Raw genomic sequence first — 16,253 nt, 5'->3', positions numbered from 1 at the left:
TCGGCTCCGCGGAACACGTCGGCCGCTTCCATCGGTGTGGGTGTTCAGGGGGTGTGGGCCGAGGCCCGGGCGAGTACCGCGAACGCGTGGACGGCGAGTCCGAGCGCGGCGGCCCCGCAGGCCAGTACGGGTACGGCCGCCGCGCCTCCGTACGCGACCAGCGCCTCCACGGGGCGCGCGAGGGGATCGAGGCCGGGCAGCCTGCCCGACAGCAGCAGAGCGGGGGCCGTGACCTCGACGGCGCAGGCGGCGGCCAGTGCGGCCGACGCGGGCTCCGGGAAGCCGTGGACGACGAGCAGCCGGGCCAGGAAGAGCAGCGTGCCGAGGACCGCGGCGGGCCCGAGCGTCCCCTCGTCGGGCAGGACGAGCCCGGTCAGCGCGACGAGGGTGCCGAGCGCGGCGACGTACAGCAGGAGCACGGCGAGGAGCAGCGGGCGGGTCCCGGCGGCGAGGTCGTCCAGCCCGTGGCTGGTGCCGAGCCTGCGGCGCGCCTGTACGGAGAAGAGGTCCGCGCACCAGGCGGCCGGGGCGACCGCGAGAGCGAGCGCGACGAGGGGTGCGGGGGTCATCGTCCACCGGTCGTCCGGGCCACCGGCGACGATCTCGGCCGTCAGCCCTTGGCCGCAGGCCGCGTAGAGCAACAGCCAGAGCGTCCACAGGCGAGCGGCGGGGAGCGTACGGCCCCGGGCGCGCAGAGGGCCGCTGCGGAGCGCGAACAGGAGCGCGGCGCCGGTGGCGAGTGCGCCGATCGCACCGGACGCGAGCCGGGCGGCGCCCTCGGTGGCGGCCGCGCCGGCGACCGCGAGAGCGCACACGACGCCCGGCAGCAGCGGCGTCAGGTACGGTCCCGGCCGCCCGGCGCGCGAATCGGCGGCGCGCGCCGGGCGGTCGTCCGTGGTGGCGGAGGTGCGCTCCGCCCGCGCGAACATCTCCTCGGCGAGGGAGAAGACGTCACGGTGCCGGAAGCGGGCGGCGGTGCGGTCGCTCAGCCCGTGGGCCTCGAGCCCCGCGGCGATCTCCAGGGGGTCGACGGCCTGTTCGCACAGCTCGCGATGACGGTGGATGAGCCCCTTGACGGGGTCGACACCACCACGCCGAACGGCCCCGCCCCCGGGCACGGCCCCTTTGCGGAAACGGTCCCGCACATCCGCGCCGCCCGGCGCGGAGCCGTCAGGCGCGGAGCCGTCAGGCGCGGAGCCGTCAGGCGCGGAGCCGTCAGGCGCCGGTCCGTCAGGCGCGGAGCCGCCGGCGGCGGCGGCGCCGGCCGGTTCGCCTGGCACGGCGGACGCCCGTTCGTCGCCACCAGACAGTCCCGCCTCATCCGCCGTAGACGTCTCGGAGCCCGGCGCGCCGCCGCCGGACGGTCCGCCACCCTCCTCGCCGCCCGGCACGACAGACACCCGGTCGTCGCCACGGGCCCGGTCCTCACCGTTCGCCGCCGAACCCCCGGCGCCCGACAGGTCGACGGCGCCCTGGGGCACGCCTGGCCCGCCACGAGACGGCCCCGCCTCACCCGCCGTAGACGTCTCGGAGCGCGACAGGTCGCCCTCCCCGCAGGACCGGTCCTGCACAGCTCCGGCACCGGTCTGCGCCGCCCCGGCGCCCTCCGGATCGGCACTCCCGGTCGCTGCGTCGTACCCCGTGCAGGACCGGTCCTGCATGGGGCGCGCCCCGTCCGGCTCCGCCTCCGGAGCCGCCTCCGGCGCGGACTCCGGCGCGGACTCCGCGCGGATGTCGTCGAGAGCCGTCAGGGCCGCCAGTGCCCACACGGCCCGGACGTGGTCCTCGTCGGTTGCCGGCTCCGTGTCGGGGCCGAGGCCGTCGGGCAGGGCCGTCGGCTCTTCGGGGGCCGAGTTTCCCGTGACGCGTGCCGCGTTCATCGGCCTGCCTCCTTTCCGGGCTCCGGTGTCGTGCCGGCGGCGACGAGCCCGCCCCCGGGGGCCGCCCAGCTCGGCATGTGCGCCCCCGTGCCCGTCCAGCCGCCCGGCACGTGCGATTCGGCCGGGTGCGCGAAGGGCAGGGGCTCGCCGTCGGCGTCGACGGCCTCCCGCCGCACCGGTGAGTGCGAGATCAGCTCCAGGTAAATGCCGCGAAATGCCGTCAGGTTCTGTTCGACGGTGAAGAGTTCGAGCGCGCGGGCTCGCGCCGCCGCGCCCAGGCGCGCCCGGCGCTCCGGGTCGCGCAGCAGCGCGAGGCACGCGTCCGCGAGCGCCCGCGGATTGCGCGGGGGCACGACGAGTCCGGTGCCGCCGATGACCTCGACGACCGCGCCGACGTCCGTGGACACCGTGGCCCGGCCGCAGAACATCGCCTCGACCAGGCTGACCGGGAAGCCCTCGACGACGCTGGACAGGACGGCGACCGCGCCGGTGGCGTACGCGTCGGCCAGGTCGGGCGCCTCGGGGCCGCCGATCTCCTCGAAGGAGACGGGGTTGTCCCCGACCGCGTGCGCGCCCGCGGCCTCGTCGGGGAAGAGCTGCGCGGCCAGGGCGCGGCAGTGGGCGAGGTAGGTCGCGCCGTCGCCGCCCTCCGCCGGTGCGCCGAAGAGCCGCAGGCGCGCGGCGGGCTCCTCCTTGCGGATCTCGGCGAAGGCGTGGAGCAGGGCGATGAGGTCCTTGGCGGGCTCGATCCTGCCGACCCAGACGAGGGTCCGGCCGTCACCCGCGTCGTCGCTCTCGCCGACCGCCGTGAAACGGTCCGCCGCCATACCGGGGTGGACGGTGCGCAGCGTGGCGCGGTTGGCTCCGCACTTCTCCTGCCAGCGCCGGATGTGGCCGTTGCCGGGGGTGATGACGGAGGCCTGCCGGTAGGTCTCGGCGGCGAGCTGCCCGTGGAACCCGGCGAGCACGGCCCGTACGGGAGCACTCAGTCCGGCCTCGCGTCCGGCGAGATACTGCGCGCGCAGGTGGACGCCGTACTCGGTGACCAGCAGCGGGACCCCGCAGAAGCGTTTGGCCACCAGGCCGGGCAGCGCCGTCGGTCCACCGGACGCGGCGTGGCAGAGGTCGGCCGAGGCGAGGGCGTCGTCCTCGTACCAGTCGAGCGACAGGGGGCGCAGGGCGTGTGCCAGGCGGTCGGCGACCGTGAGCAGGTCGGCGACGGTCACGTTCCGCAGGGCACGGTGTGCGCCGGGCGCGTGGCAGGCGGATTCCAGGGCGCGCAGGGCAGCTTCGGAACGCAGGGCCGCGTGGAGTCCGCCGTGGTCGCGGGCGAGGCCGGCGAGGCCGTACAGCCCGTCGGCGAAGCCGTCGCCGCCACCGCAGACCGCGGTCGCCAGGTCCCCGAAGTGCCCGGCGAAGCGCCGTCGTTCGCGCCGCCCGAGGCGCAGGCGGTCGTCCTCCGGCGCCCACAGCCGCGCGGTGCGCACCCGGCGCACCTGGGGCGGCAGAGCGGGCAGTCCCTGCCCCTCGTGCCGGGCGCTGTGGCTGAGCGCGTAGATGTCGAACTCGTGCTGCGCGAGTCCGTGCACCAGCCGGTCGCACCAGAGCCCGGACTCACCCGCCGCATACGGATAGCCACCGTCCGTGAGCAATCCGATCCGCACGCGTGCACCCCCGATCTCCCTTGTGGACGGCCACCGTTGGTTTACGGCGGCTCACAGCGGGACGACGTTATGCGGACATGGCGGTGGTGCGACGGACGGTTGTCCGTCGCACCACCGGAAGGGGTGAATGCACGTAACTTTCGCACCCAGGTAGCGTTCTGTCGCGCTACAGTGCGTTTTCGTCACTCAAGGTGATGTTGCGGCCGGCTCCGCGCGGCCTCAGTCGCCGGGGTGCACCCACGGGTTGGGCCGGCACTCGACGCCCCCGATGTCCAGCGACTTCGTCTGCTGCTGCATCACCGGCGCGAGCGCCCCCGGCGTCCGGCAGTTCACGTGGTTGTACCCGAGCCGGTGCCCGATCTCGTGGTTGATGAGCATCTGCCGGTAGGCGATCATCGCGCCCGGCCCGTACGTCTCCGCACCCTGCGCCCACCGGTACGCGTTGATCATCACGCGCTCCGTCGACGCGGAGTCGCAGGAGACATTGTCGACCGTCGTGTCGAGACCGGACTTGGCGCACCAGGTGGCGGTCGTGCCGGGGCTCGCCAGGGTGACGACGAACTCGGGCTCGCCCGACGAGATGCGCTCGAAGGTCATGGCCCCGCCGTGCGCCCAGCTCCGCTCGTCGTTCAGCGTCTCCTGCACGGCCCGGGCGAACAGGCCCCGGTCCAGGCGGAGTCCCTTCTCGACGTCGACCCGGTAGCGGATCTTGCGCCCCTTGCCGGGCGCCCGGTCGAATCCGGGCACCGCCTCGAAGTCCCCGGACGCCCGCAGCGCGGGGTCGATGGGGAACTGCCGGGCCATCAGCTGTTCGTAGGTGGGCGCAGCGGGAGGCGGCGCCGCCTCCTGCGGGGGCGCCGGCCTGCCGTCCGACCTGCCCGGACGGTCCTGCACGGCCCCGCGGTCCTGTTCCGCCGACCGGGCGCCGACGCTGCCGTGCCGGTCGGCGGCCACCTGCCCGGCGACGACGACCGCGAGGACGGTGGTCACGGCGGCGGCCGCGATGCCGGTGAACGTGCGCCCCTTGCCGCCCTTGGCCGGACGCTCGCCGTCCTCGTCCCCCGTGTCGTCCTGCACGTCGTCGGTGCCGGTCCCGGGCGGCCGCCGGTGGCCGCGGTCCTGGTGGGTGACAGAGGCGTACGGGTCACCGCCCGGGCCCGCCGCCGGGGCGTCGAAGGCCTCGACGAACTCACGGCGCGGGCCCGGTATCCGCGGCCCGCCCACCGTCGTGGGCTGCGGCAGGGTCCGTACCTGCTGCCCCGTCCCGGTCTGCCAGTCGCCCCAGCCGCCACCGGGCTCGTGGTGCTCGGGATGTCCGCCCCTGGCCGGACCGGCGAAGGGGCCGGTCGCGGCCGGGATGTGCTGCTCGGGTCCGGCGCCCGCCGACCGCCTGCGCCGGCCGCTGCCGGGCGGGGCCACGGCGGTCTCCCGCTCCCCCGACACCGCCCCGGGTGCACCCCCGGAGCCGGCGCCCTTGGGTGCGGGGCCCTTGCGGCTGTGTCGTCCCACGGCCCCGGATCAGCTCCTACTGCAGTCGTCGAGCAGTTCCCGGAATGCCTGGGCGACCGTTTCCGGGTACTCCATCATCGCAACGTGCCCGGCGTCCGGGAGCGTCAGCAGCCGGGAGTCCCGGAACGCCGCTGCCGCCTTGCGCGCCATACGGTACGAGACGAGCTGGTCCTTGCGCCCGTAGACGAGCAGGGTCGGCGCGAGCACGCGCTCCGCCTGGCGCCACAGCCCGTGCTGCCCGCCGAGCGTGTACGCGTCCACGATTCCACGCGCCGACCTGGCCATTGCGTCCCAGAAGTACGGAAGCCGCATGCGCCGTTCCATCTCCTCGACCGCGTGGCGCAGCGCTTCCTCCGTCACCCGTGTGGGGTCCCCGTAGCAGAGCGCGAGTACCCCGCGGGTGCGCTGTTCGGCGCTCCACCCCTGCGTCAGCCGCGCGAAGAGCAGGGCCACTCCCGGCAGGGCGAGCAGCGCGGTCGGGACGGCCGAGCGCTGCACGCGCAGCTCCGGCAGGGCGGGCGAGACGAGGGTCAGCGTGCGCACGAGGTCGGGGCGGACGGCCGCGACCCGGGTGCACACGGCGCCGCCGAGCGAGTTGGCGATCAGATGGACGGGCCCGCGGCCGCTCGCGTCCAGAAAGCGGATCACCGCTCGGGCGTGTCCGGTGACCGAGTAGTTGCCGTCGTCCGGCGGCGGCGAGTCGCCGAAGCCGGGCAGGTCGACGGCCTCGCCGTCCACGACGTCCTCGAGCTGCGCCATCAGCGCCGACCAGTTCTGCGAGGAGCCGCCGAGGCCGTGCACGTACAGCGCGGGGGGCAGCCCGGGGGTTGCCGGCGGGCGGGAACGGACGGTCAGGGTGAGGCCCGGCAAGGTGACGGAGCGCAGCTCCTCGCCCTCGGCGACGCGCACGGTCGCGACCTTGGGGGCCACCGCGGCATTCGCGGCGGAGGTTCCCGGCAGCTCGGTCGAAGACATGCGGGCAATGTTACGAGACGATCACGCCCTGACTCGTGTGTTCGGTGTCACAGATGCGGCACGCACCGCGTAGCGCCCGCGATCGGGAACTCCTAGGCTCGTACTAAAGGGCGCATTCCAGGGAAAGCGGTGCGGTATGACAGTCGATCCCACTGAACCGGAAACCTTCACCGAGGACGACGACACCGCCACGAACGAGGACTCGGAGGTCCCCGAGGCCGACGCCGCCGAGCAGCACACCGACGTACGACCGGAACACGACGATCCGGTGAACCGCACCGATCCCGACTCAGCGAACGAGGCGGACGCCGCCGAACAGGCGCGCGTGGTGGCGCTCGACGAGGACGACTACCGGTGACCTGCCGGGCTTGCCGCCGGTATGTCCCCGTATTGCCCGCGAACAGGCAGCTTCCGTGACTGTCCGGTCCGTGAAATTCTGCGTCCGCACCACGCGCACCGTCGTTACCCAAAAGTACGATGGCGGGCGCGGCGCACAGCGCGTACGGAAGAACTGTGCTTGTTCAACACATTGGGAGGCGGCGTGACAGCCATCGAGCAGACAGAGGCGGCGCGCCCGCGGGGCACACGCCTGCCACGCCGAGCCCGCAGAAACCAGCTCCTGGGCGCGGCCCAGGAAGTTTTCGTGGCTCAGGGGTACCACTCGGCCGCCATGGACGACATCGCCGAGCGGGCCGGTGTCAGCAAGCCCGTGCTCTACCAGCACTTCCCCGGAAAGCTGGAGCTCTACCTCGCGCTCCTGGACCAGCACTGCGAGTCGCTGCTCCAGGCGGTCCGCACGGCGCTCGCGTCGACGACGGACAACAAGCTGCGCGTGGCGGCGACCATGGACGCCTACTTCGCCTACGTCGAGGACGAGGGCGGCGCCTTCCGGCTCGTCTTCGAGTCCGACCTGACGAACGAGCCCGCGGTCCGCGAGCGCGTGGAGAGGGTCTCGCTGCAGTGCGCGGAGGCCATCTCGGACGTGATCGCCGAGGACACCGGCCTGTCCAAGGAGGAGTCCATGCTGCTGGCCGTGGCCCTCGGCGGCGTCTCCCAGGTCGTCGCGCGGTACTGGCTCTCCAGCGGCTCCGGCATCCCGAGGGACACGGCGGTACAGCTGCTCACGTCCCTGGCGTGGCGCGGTATCGCGGGCTTCCCGCTGCACGGCAGTGAGCAGCACACGACCGAACAGCACTGAGCGCTGTTCGCTCCTGGCGTTCGCCACCCGCGTCTGCCGTGTCCGGTCTCCGGGCTAATGTGTGCTGCGTACGGCGCGTTGATCGCGCAACGCAACTGACCGTTCGGAGGGACATAGCCGTGGAGGTCAAGATCGGCGTGCAGCACGCGCCCCGGGAGATCGTTCTGGAGAGCGGGCAGTCCGCCGAGGAGGTCGAGCGCGCGGTGGCCGATGCGCTGGCCGGCAAGGCGCAGCTGCTCACCCTCACGGACGAGAAGGGCCGCAAGGTTCTGGTGCCGGCCGACCGTCTCGCGTACGTGGAGATCGGCGAGACGACGGCGCGACGTGTGGGATTCGGCGCCCTGTAGGCACGGGGTCGATCACATCGTCGAAGGGCCCGGCGGTTTCCGCCGGGCCCTTCGGCATGTCGGACCACGGCCGGACCAGAGTCGGGATTGTCCTGTTCAGGGCCCTGTTTCGCCCGCTCGGAGAGGGTTGTGATCCGTTGCCCCGGGGTAGTACGGGCTGTGACCGTTCCTGCCCGCGCCGGCGTCCGTGAGGTGATCAGCAGTGCTCCTGGAAGCGCTCGGTTCCGTCCTGATCGGCTTGGCCCTGTCCTGGGCCGCGACGCGTCATCTCGCCGAACGGCTCCCGTCCCGCCGGGCCGTCTTCACCACGGGCACGCTGGGCGCGCTGTTCGGCGCCTATGTGACGCATGTGGCGCTCGGACCGGGTCATGAGCTGGTGACCCTGATCGGATCCGCTGCGATCGGAGCCGTGCTGCTGTCGCTGCTGCTGCGCCCCTCGACCCGCAGACTGCACCGCGCCCTCCCTTTCTGAAGGACGAGGACGACCGGCCGCGCGAGGACGAAGGACGGCCGGAGAGGAAACCGCGCCGCTTCGGGCGGCACTGAGGTCATCGGCACTGCGGTCGGCGGCACTGCGGTCGGCGGCACCGGGAGCGGGGGCCGAAGAAGGCATCCGGCCGGCCGTCGGACCAGGAGTCCGGCGGCCGGCCGTCGTCTGCGCGCGCTGGCGGGTGAGGGGTCAGGCTGCCAGGCCCAGGGCCGCCATCCGCTTGGTGTGCGCCTTGGTGATCCGAGAGAACATCTCGCCGACCGCCGCCAGGTCGAAGCCGTCCGCCACACCGCCCACGAGCATCGTCGACAGCGCGTCGCGCTCGGCGACGACGCGCTGCGCCTGGGACAGCGCCTCGCCCATCAGCCGCCGCGCCCACAGGGCGAGCCGGCCGCCGACGCGCGGGTCGGCCTCGATCGCGGCGCGCACCTTCTCGACCGCGAAGTTGCCGTGCCCTGTGTCGTCGAGCACGGCCAGCACCAGGGCGCGGGTGTCGCTGTCCAGGCGGGCCGCCACCTCGCGGTAGAAGTCGCTGGCGATCGAGTCGCCGACATAGGCCTTGACCAGGCCCTCCAGCCAGTCCGACGGCGCGGTCTGGCGGTGGAAGTCGTCCAGCGCCTGGGCGAACGGCTCCATGGACGCCGTCGGCTCCGCCTCGATGGCGGTCAGCCGGTCCCGCAGCTGCTCGAAGTGGTGGAACTCCGCGGAGGCCATATGCGCCAGCTCCGCCTTGTCGCCGAGCGTCGGCGCGAGCTTCGCGTCCTCGGCGAGCCGCTCGAAGGCCGCCAGCTCGCCGTACGCGAGCGCGCCCAGCAGGTCCACGACGGCGGCGCGGTACTGGGGGTCTGCGGACGCCGTGGCCCAGTCCTGGGCGGCGATCCCGGTGTGTTCAGTGGCGTTGTCAGGCGTCTCCATGCAGCGCACAATAGCCCGCCCGCCGATCGAGGGAAGGGCCTGGTCAGCCGTGCCCCGAACACGCTTCCCGCGAATTGCCCCGACACACATGCGCGAATCCGGGGTACAGTGGTAATGCGCCTGCTGAGCATCAGCGTTTTTTGTCTGCTCAGTGGGCCGTCTGATGAATGAGGATGCCCGGTCGGTGGCCCGATCGGCTCCGACCCGACCGCCCTCCACGCGGATGGTGCGCACAGCAGGTGCGTACGACCGCAGATGAGGGGCCCCTCCAGCGGCACGACGCTCGAGCGACGGCAGTGGTCCCGCGCCATCCGGCCAATCCACGGCCGGCCCAGTACCCAGGTGCGGTACGACCCCCAGCGTTCGCCTCGCGCCGCGTCTCACAGAAGAGGCAACACCCTGACTACGCAGCCCAAGACTTTCCGGGATCTCGGGATTCTCCCCGAGACCGCCGAGGCCCTCGAGGCCGTCGGTATCGTTTCCCCCTTCCCCATCCAGGAGATGACGCTCCCGGTCGCGCTCTCCGGCACCGACGTCATCGGCCAGGCCAAGACCGGCACCGGCAAGACGCTCGGTTTCGGCCTGCCGCTGCTGGAGCGCGTCACGGTCCCCGCGGACGTCGAGGCCGGCCGGGCCAAGCCCGAGGAGCTGACCGACGCCCCCCAGGCGCTCGTGGTCGTCCCCACCCGCGAGCTGTGCACCCAGGTCACCAACGACCTGCTGACCGCCGGCAAGGTGCGTAACGTCCGCGTGCTCGCCATTTACGGCGGCCGGGCGTACGAGCCCCAGGTCGAGGCGCTCAAGAAGGGCGTCGACGTGATCGTCGGCACCCCCGGGCGTCTGCTGGACCTTGCGGGCCAGAAGAAGCTCGACCTCTCGCACGTGCGCGCGCTCGTCCTCGACGAGGCCGACGAGATGCTCGACCTGGGCTTCCTGCCCGACGTCGAGAAGATCATCCAGCTGCTGCCGGCGCGCCGCCAGACCATGCTGTTCTCGGCGACCATGCCGGGCGCGGTCATCGGCCTCGCCCGCCGCTACATGTCGCAGCCCACGCACATCCGCGCCACCGCGCCGGACGACGAGGGCGCGACCGTCGCCAACATCACGCAGCGCGTCTACCGCGCGCACTCCATGGACAAGCCGGAGATGGTCTCCCGCATCCTCCAGGCCGAGGGCCGCGGGCTGGCGATGATCTTCTGCCGGACGAAGCGGACCGCCGCGGACATCGCCGACCAGCTCGCCCAGCGCGGCTTCGCCTCGGGCGCGGTCCACGGCGACCTCGGCCAGGGCGCGCGTGAGCAGGCGCTGCGGGCCTTCCGCAACGGCAAGGTGGACGTGCTCGTGTGCACCGACGTCGCCGCGCGCGGCATCGACGTCGAGGGTGTGACGCACGTCATCAACTACCAGTCGCCGGAGGACGAGAAGACCTACCTCCACCGCATCGGCCGCACCGGCCGCGCGGGCGCGAGCGGCACGGCCGTGACGCTGGTGGACTGGGACGACATCCCTCGCTGGCAGCTGATCAACAAGGCGCTGGACCTGAAGTTCCCCGACCCGGTCGAGACGTACTCCACGTCGCCGCACCTGTTCGAGGAGCTGAACATCCCGGCGGGCACCAAGGGCGTCCTGCCGCGCGCCGAGCGCACCCGCGCGGGTCTCGCGGCGGAGGAGCTAGAGGACCTCGGCGAGACGGGTGGCCGCGGCCGCCGGTCCGCGTCGACGGCCGTGCGCGAGGAGCGTCCGGCGCGTACGCGGACCCCGCGTCAGCGGCGGCGTACGCGCGGCGGTGCCGAGCTGACCGCGTCGGTGCCGGAGCAGGCAGCCGGGCCCGCCGACGAGCCGGCCCAGGCGCGCACGCCGCGCCGCCGTCGCCGCACCCGGGTCGGCGCGCAGGCGTCGCCCGAGGCGACGGCCGTGGTGGACACGGTCGAGGCGTCGGCGTCGTCGGTGGTCACGGAGACCGAGTCCGCCGTGGAGGCAGTGTCCGTGGCGGAGCCCGCGGAGGAGAAGCCGCGCCGCCGCCGCACGCGGGCCGCGCAGCCCGAGGCCGAGGCCGAGGTCGAGGTCGTCGCGGAACCGGCTGCGGAGACCAAGCCGCGCCGCACCCGCACGCGCGCGACGAAGGCGGTCGAGGCCCCGGAGGCCACCGAGCCCGAGGCCAAGCCCCGCCGCACGCGCGCCACCAAGGCCGTCGACACGGCCGAGGCCGTGGAGCCCGAGACCAAGCCCCGCCGCACCCGCGCCACCAAGGCCGTCGACACGGCCGAGGCCGTGGAGCCCGAGACCAAGCCCCGCCGCACCCGCGCCACCAAGGCCGTCGAGGCCCCGGAGGCCGTCGAGACCGAGGCCAAGCCCCGCCGCACGCGTACGCGCAAGGCGGCGGAGTCGAAGGCCACGGTGCTCGCCGGTGCCGCGACCGAGGCGGAGGCGGAGCCCAAGCCGCGCCGCACCCGCACGCGCAAGGCAGTGGCCCAGCCCGAGAGCTGACGCCCCTCGCACGACCCGATGGCCCGGCCCCGCAAGGGGGCCGGGCCATCGGTCTTTCCCGGCCTCCGCCGCGAGCCACGGAGACGCCGCCGAAAGGCGCGCGGCGAGGCGCGAAGGTCGGTACGGCCCCGGGCGGCGGGCCGCGTTAGCCTCGTGGCCATGAGCCGGCCGCCCACCTTCGTACCGCCCCCCTGCGCCCGATCCCTGTTCCTGCCGACCGCGCGGGGAGACTTCGCCGTGCTCGACGCTCGGCCGCCCTCCGGAGGCGTGCGCGGCACCGTGCTGCTCCTGCCCGGGTACACCGGGAGCAAGGAGGACTTCATCGCCCTGCTCGAACCGCTCGCCGACGCCGGTTACCGTGCCCTCGCGGTGGACGGGCGCGGCCAGTACGAGACCGACGGACCTCGTGACCAAAAGGCTTACGCCCAAGGGGAGTTGGCCCGCGATGTGCTGGCGCAGGCCGCGGCCGCGGGCGGGCCCGTGCATCTTGTCGGGCATTCTCTCGGCGGGCAGATCGCCCGCGCCGCCGTGCTCCTCGACGCCTCGCCGTTCCTGACGTTCACCCTGATGTCGTCCGGCCCTGCCGAGATCAGTCCGGCCCAGCGGCTCCGGGTCGAGCTGCTCGCCGACGCGCTCGGCACGATGACGATGGACGAGGTCTGGTCGGCCATGCAGGCCATGGACGAGGCTGCTCCGGAGGACCTGGAGGCGTCACGCAACGGCGACCGGGAGGACCTGCGGCGGCGCTGGCTGCGCCACAACCCGGCCCAACTGCTCGCGACTGGGCGGCAGCTGACGGTCGAGCCGGACCGGATCGACCAGCTCGCCAAGGTGCGCCCGCTGCCCAAGCACGTGCTGTCCGGGGAACGGGACGACACCTGGCCCGTACCGCTGCTGGACGAGATGGCGCGGCGGCTCGGCGCGCACCGGACCGTCGTCGCGGGCGCCGACCACTCGCCGAACACCGACCGCCCCGCGGAGACCGCCGAGGCCCTGGTGCGGTTCTGGGACCGGCACTGAGCCCGACGTCAGTACTGGGACTGGAGGTGCTGCCAGAAGCCGTCCCGCAGCGCACGCCGCAGGACCGCATGTCCGCGCAGTGACCGCTGGAGGAGCCGTTCGGCGTCGATGAGCAGGTCCTGGTCCACCGGGCCGGGCAGGAGGGGGTGGCCGGGCAGCAGGTCCGCCATCGTGTCGCGCCCCCGCTCCCCCATCCACGTCGCGGCGATCCGGGCACCGATGAAGCGCACCTCGTCGCGGGATGGGGGCGGCGCGCCCTCGTTCTCGTACGTCGTCACGGGCCGGCGGGTGATGTAGGGGCGGCAGAAGTCGAGGTCGAACGTCCGCCTGCTGTCGACCTCCCACAGCAGCGGCTCCGCCTGGTTGCTGCCCTCGGCGGCCTCGATGCCCCACAGGTGGACGCGTGCGCCGTACCCCTGGGCCGCCTCGACCGCCGGCACGAGGTCCTCGTCGCCGCCGATGAGGGCCGCGTCGCTGATGGCGCGGTGCCGGGCGAGGGACTCCAGGTCGGAGCGGATGAGGGAGTCGACGCCCTTCTGCTGGTTGTTCGCGTTGAGGTTGCCGAGGCGCACCTTGACGTCGGGCAGTTCGGCGATGGACTGCTGCTCGGGGGTGTGGATGCGGCGCCGGGCGCCGTCGTACCAGTACACGCGCAGCAGCCGGCTGTCCGCGAAGATCGTGCGCGCCGTGTCGATGAGGGCCTCGATGAGCCCCCCGGCGTCGAGGTCGAAGGACCTCCGGTCCTCGGTACCCGCCACAAGCAACCCGGCCGCAGCGTAAACGTAACCGGCGTCGACGAAGATGGCATGCGTCGACGGGGTCCTGGCGACTTCGGCGAGCATCCGCCGCAGGAGCTCATTGGTGTGCTCGAGGCGGGTGCTGACACGGGCGATCTCGGCGTCGTTCATACGCAGCCCATTGTCCGTGTCCGGAAGCACTACCCGCCAGTAGTTAGGCACTCGAAAATTTTCTTTAGCGTAGGGAATGTTTGCAGGGTGCACCGCGTTGTGGACCTGTGTATCCAGACGGAGAATTCCGTCTGTCAGTAGTTCTCCTTCAGGAGGATCAGACGAAGGGAGAAGCCGTGCGCTTCGAGATCATGCGACTGGACGACGTCGACGGCACCGCCGTGGACAGCACCGTCGTGGACGCCGCCTCCGTCAACCGGATCGTGCAGCAGGCCGCTTCGATCGGCCAGCGCATCCTCATCCGGCCTGCCGAAACCTCGGCTTTGTAGCCCTTACGAGCCTTTACGCACAGCGCCCCCGTACGGGACATCCGTACGGGGGCGCGGTGCGTCCTCGGGCCCTCAGGCGCCCTGGATGACCTGCCGGACGCCGTTGATGATCTGCTGCACGGCGATCGCGGACAGCATCATGCCCGCGAGCCGGGTCACCAGCACGACTCCGCCGTCCTTGATCACGCGGATGATCACCAGCGAGTAGCGCATGGTCAGCCAGAGCACGACGTGCATCGCGGCGATCGCCGTCCACACCGACAGCTGCTCGCCGGCGCTGTCCGCGTGCTGGACCGCGAGGATGACCGAGACGATGGCGCCCGGCCCGGCGAGCAGCGGCATGCCGAGCGGCACCAGCGCGACGTTGACGTCCTTGGTCTGCTTGGGCTCGTCGGTCTTGCCCGTCAGCAGGTCGAGCGCGATCAGCAGCAGGAGCAGTCCACCGGCGATCATCAGCGCGGGCACGGAGACATGCAGGTAGTCCAGGATCTGCTGGCCGAGGATGCCGAAGACGGTGATCACGCCGAAGGCGACGGCGACGGCCTGCCAGGCCATCCGGCGCTGCACCTTGGTGGCGCGCCCGGAGGTCAGGGCGAGGAAGATCGGCGTGATCCCGGGGGGATCCATGATGACGAAAAGGGTGAGGAAGAGGGAACCGAAAACGGCAGCGTCGAACACGGTGAAGGGCCTTGCGGGAGAGGGGTGTACGAAGGGCGGCGGGTACTACGGGCGCGTTCCGCCCGTACCCGGCACCGGGAACGCGCCGGTGGCGCGGCGGGTGATCTCGCCGTAGATCTCCGGGTCGGTGGTGTACTCGCCGAGCCGGCAGGTCTTGCGGCTGCCGTGGTAGTCACTGGACCCGGTCGTCAGCAGACCGAGCTCTCCGGCGAGGCCACGCAGCCGTGTGCGCGTCGCCTCGTCGTGGTCCATGTGGTCGACCTCTATGCCGTCGAGGCCGTGCGCGGCCAGTTCGGCGATCACGCTCTCGGGCACCGTACGGCCGCGCTTGACCGCGAGCGGGTGCGCGAAGACGGTGACTCCGCCGGCCGCCTTGACGAGGCGGATCGCCGTGAAGGGGTCGAGCTCGTGCTTCTCGACGTACGCCCGGCCGCCGTCGGCGAGCCAGTCGGGCGTGAAGGCGCCGGACACGGAGTCCACGACGCCGAGTTCGACCAGGGCCTCCGCGATGTGCGGGCGGCCGACGGATCCGTCACCGGCGATACGGGCGACCTGCGTCCACTCGACGGACACGCCGAGGTCCTGGAGCTTGCCGACCATGGCCCGCGCGCGCGGCACGCGGTCATCGCGCACGAGCTCGCGCTCGCGCAGCAGTTCGGGCTCCTCGGGGTCGAAGAGGTACGCCAGCATGTGCAGCCCCACACCGTCGAGACGGCAGGACAGCTCGGCACCCGTGACGAGGGTCAGCCCCTCGGGGAGAGCGGCGAGCGCCTCGGTGTGGCCGCGCGTGGTGTCGTGGTCGGTGAGGGCGACGACGTCCAGCCCGGCAGCGGCGGCGCGGTGCACCAGCTCGGCCGGGGTGTCCGTACCGTCCGAGGCCGTGGAGTGGGTGTGCAGATCGATGCGCACGCGTGGCTCCGGGGCTCGGGTCGGACAGGGGGACGATCCAGGATAACCGGCTCCGGGGCCCTTTCCGCGCCATGAGAGGGGGTCCGGGCGTAAGGGACCCCTCCAGCGAGGCCCCTTACGTCCCGGCGCGGCCGATCAGGCCCCCAGCGCGGCCCGGCTACGACAACAGCCGCGGCGACAGCGCCCCGCAGGGCAGCAGCTCCACCTCGGCGCCCGCGTCCCGCAGGTCGGTGAGCACCAGCTCGTCGTACATCAGCAGACCGGACTGCTCGGGCCACACGACGGCCCACAGCCACAGCCCTCGCGCCTCGCCGGCGAACACGGCACGGTCCTCCGGCGCGCCCCCCACATGCCACAGCGGGGTCGGACGGCCCGCGGCCAGCATCTTGACCTGCGGCGGCCTGTCCACCTGGATGTGCGGGCCGGGGTCCGGGCCGTCGATGCCCGCGTACCGGGCGCCGAGTCCGACGCCCAGCTCCTCGGCGATGAGCAGCAGTTCACCGATGCCGCCGAGGGGGCCGGGGCCCGAGCACGCCACCGCGGTGGCGCGGCCGCCACTGCGGTCGTCGCCCGCATAGCCGACGCCGGTGAACAGCCAGCCGACCGGCAGCGGCCAGGGCATCCACACGGGGACCTGTGCGCGGTGCACCACGACACCGAGGGCCTCGACACTGGGCGGGATCACCGGCTGCAGCGGGTGCACGGCGCCGTGCACATCGCACTGCCAGGAGTCGGCAAAGAGACCGGGCGCCCTCACCCGGCCACCGCACTTCGGGCAACTGGGTTCGCCCCTCATAAGGGTCAACGGTCCTCTCCGGCCGACGCCGCGTCAAGGACGATCACCCGTCCGGAGCGTGCCTCCGTCCGGACAAAATTAGATGTAGACAACATTTATTAGGGTGCCTAATTTATTGTTGGAGTCGACCCGCATTCAGTCGGAGAAA

The 16,253-nt window shown here is 72.8% G+C and carries 16 protein-coding genes; 7 read left to right on the top strand and 9 right to left on the bottom strand.

Annotated features, from left to right (window positions below; all coding sequences use genetic code 11):
* Positions 1–44: 44 nt before the first annotated feature.
* The 4 genes from ACF08N_RS08865 to ACF08N_RS08850 all read right to left on the bottom strand — a co-directional run bounded on the left by ACF08N_RS08865 (position 45) and on the right by ACF08N_RS08850 (position 6,028).
* The gene (locus ACF08N_RS08865; protein WP_392323877.1) at positions 45–1,880 is read right to left on the bottom strand and encodes a hypothetical protein; all 1,836 of its coding nucleotides are present in this window, start codon (positions 1,878–1,880) and stop codon (positions 45–47) included.
* Positions 1,877–3,544: a DUF3492 domain-containing protein gene (locus ACF08N_RS08860; protein ID WP_392323876.1), complete on the bottom strand. Its 1,668-nt coding sequence runs from the start codon at positions 3,542–3,544 to the stop codon at positions 1,877–1,879. Before ACF08N_RS08860 ends, ACF08N_RS08865 begins: the two co-directional genes overlap by 4 nt.
* Positions 3,545–3,763: 219 nt before the next feature.
* Complete coding sequence (locus tag ACF08N_RS08855) at positions 3,764–5,053, bottom strand: DUF3152 domain-containing protein (RefSeq protein ID WP_392323875.1); 1,290 nt, start codon at positions 5,051–5,053, stop codon at positions 3,764–3,766.
* A gap of 9 nt (positions 5,054–5,062) precedes the next feature.
* Positions 5,063–6,028: an alpha/beta fold hydrolase gene (locus ACF08N_RS08850; protein WP_392323874.1), complete on the bottom strand. Its 966-nt coding sequence runs from the start codon at positions 6,026–6,028 to the stop codon at positions 5,063–5,065.
* A 136-nt stretch (positions 6,029–6,164) separates the two neighbouring features.
* Between ACF08N_RS08850 and ACF08N_RS08845 the strand changes: the two genes are divergently transcribed.
* The 4 genes from ACF08N_RS08845 to ACF08N_RS08830 all read left to right on the top strand — a co-directional run bounded on the left by ACF08N_RS08845 (position 6,165) and on the right by ACF08N_RS08830 (position 8,045).
* Entirely contained in the window at positions 6,165–6,386 is a 222-nt protein-coding gene (locus ACF08N_RS08845) for a hypothetical protein (protein WP_392323873.1), read from the top strand.
* 183 nt (positions 6,387–6,569) lie between these two features.
* The gene (locus tag ACF08N_RS08840; RefSeq protein ID WP_392323872.1) at positions 6,570–7,226 is read left to right on the top strand and encodes a TetR/AcrR family transcriptional regulator; all 657 of its coding nucleotides are present in this window, start codon (positions 6,570–6,572) and stop codon (positions 7,224–7,226) included.
* A 119-nt stretch (positions 7,227–7,345) separates the two neighbouring features.
* Entirely contained in the window at positions 7,346–7,573 is a 228-nt protein-coding gene (locus ACF08N_RS08835; protein WP_392323871.1) for a DUF3107 domain-containing protein, read from the top strand.
* A gap of 202 nt (positions 7,574–7,775) precedes the next feature.
* Positions 7,776–8,045 (top strand): hypothetical protein, encoded by a 270-nt coding sequence (locus ACF08N_RS08830; protein WP_392323870.1) that lies wholly within the window; start codon positions 7,776–7,778, stop codon positions 8,043–8,045.
* A 207-nt stretch (positions 8,046–8,252) separates the two neighbouring features.
* On the opposite strand, the gene ACF08N_RS08825 is transcribed toward ACF08N_RS08830, so the two are convergent.
* A complete protein-coding gene (locus tag ACF08N_RS08825) occupies positions 8,253–8,978 on the bottom strand; it encodes a ferritin-like fold-containing protein (RefSeq protein WP_392323869.1) in 726 nt (241 codons plus the stop codon).
* 501 nt (positions 8,979–9,479) lie between these two features.
* On the opposite strand from ACF08N_RS08825, the gene ACF08N_RS08820 reads away from it, so the two are divergent.
* On the top strand, positions 9,480–11,465 hold the full coding sequence (locus tag ACF08N_RS08820; RefSeq protein ID WP_392323868.1) for a DEAD/DEAH box helicase: 1,986 nt from the start codon (positions 9,480–9,482) through the stop codon (positions 11,463–11,465).
* 159 nt (positions 11,466–11,624) lie between these two features.
* Positions 11,625–12,485 (top strand): alpha/beta fold hydrolase, encoded by an 861-nt coding sequence (locus tag ACF08N_RS08815; RefSeq protein ID WP_392323867.1) that lies wholly within the window; start codon positions 11,625–11,627, stop codon positions 12,483–12,485.
* 8 nt (positions 12,486–12,493) lie between these two features.
* Here the strand turns inward: ACF08N_RS08815 and ACF08N_RS08810 are convergent, their stop codons facing one another.
* On the bottom strand, positions 12,494–13,393 hold the full coding sequence (locus ACF08N_RS08810; protein WP_392323866.1) for an NYN domain-containing protein: 900 nt from the start codon (positions 13,391–13,393) through the stop codon (positions 12,494–12,496).
* Positions 13,394–13,569: 176 nt separating this feature from the next.
* On the opposite strand from ACF08N_RS08810, the gene ACF08N_RS08805 reads away from it, so the two are divergent.
* Entirely contained in the window at positions 13,570–13,722 is a 153-nt protein-coding gene (locus tag ACF08N_RS08805; protein WP_392323865.1) for a hypothetical protein, read from the top strand.
* A gap of 72 nt (positions 13,723–13,794) precedes the next feature.
* Here the strand turns inward: ACF08N_RS08805 and ACF08N_RS08800 are convergent, their stop codons facing one another.
* The 3 genes from ACF08N_RS08800 to ACF08N_RS08790 all read right to left on the bottom strand — a co-directional run bounded on the left by ACF08N_RS08800 (position 13,795) and on the right by ACF08N_RS08790 (position 16,105).
* On the bottom strand, positions 13,795–14,400 hold the full coding sequence (locus ACF08N_RS08800; RefSeq protein WP_392323864.1) for a MarC family protein: 606 nt from the start codon (positions 14,398–14,400) through the stop codon (positions 13,795–13,797).
* Positions 14,401–14,445: 45 nt separating this feature from the next.
* The gene (locus ACF08N_RS08795; protein WP_392323863.1) at positions 14,446–15,309 is read right to left on the bottom strand and encodes a PHP domain-containing protein; all 864 of its coding nucleotides are present in this window, start codon (positions 15,307–15,309) and stop codon (positions 14,446–14,448) included.
* Between the two features lie 157 nt (positions 15,310–15,466).
* Positions 15,467–16,105, bottom strand: coding sequence for a DUF6758 family protein (locus ACF08N_RS08790; protein WP_392323862.1), 639 nt, complete (start codon positions 16,103–16,105; stop codon positions 15,467–15,469).
* Positions 16,106–16,253: the final 148 nt, after the last annotated feature.

It is taken from the genome of Streptomyces sp. NPDC015127 (genome assembly GCF_043080095.1).
In the GTDB taxonomy this organism is placed as follows: Bacteria; Actinomycetota; Actinomycetes; order Streptomycetales; family Streptomycetaceae; genus Streptomyces.
The sequence above is the reverse complement of the archived record's forward strand: the minus strand, read 5'-3'. Positions and strand labels throughout refer to the sequence as shown.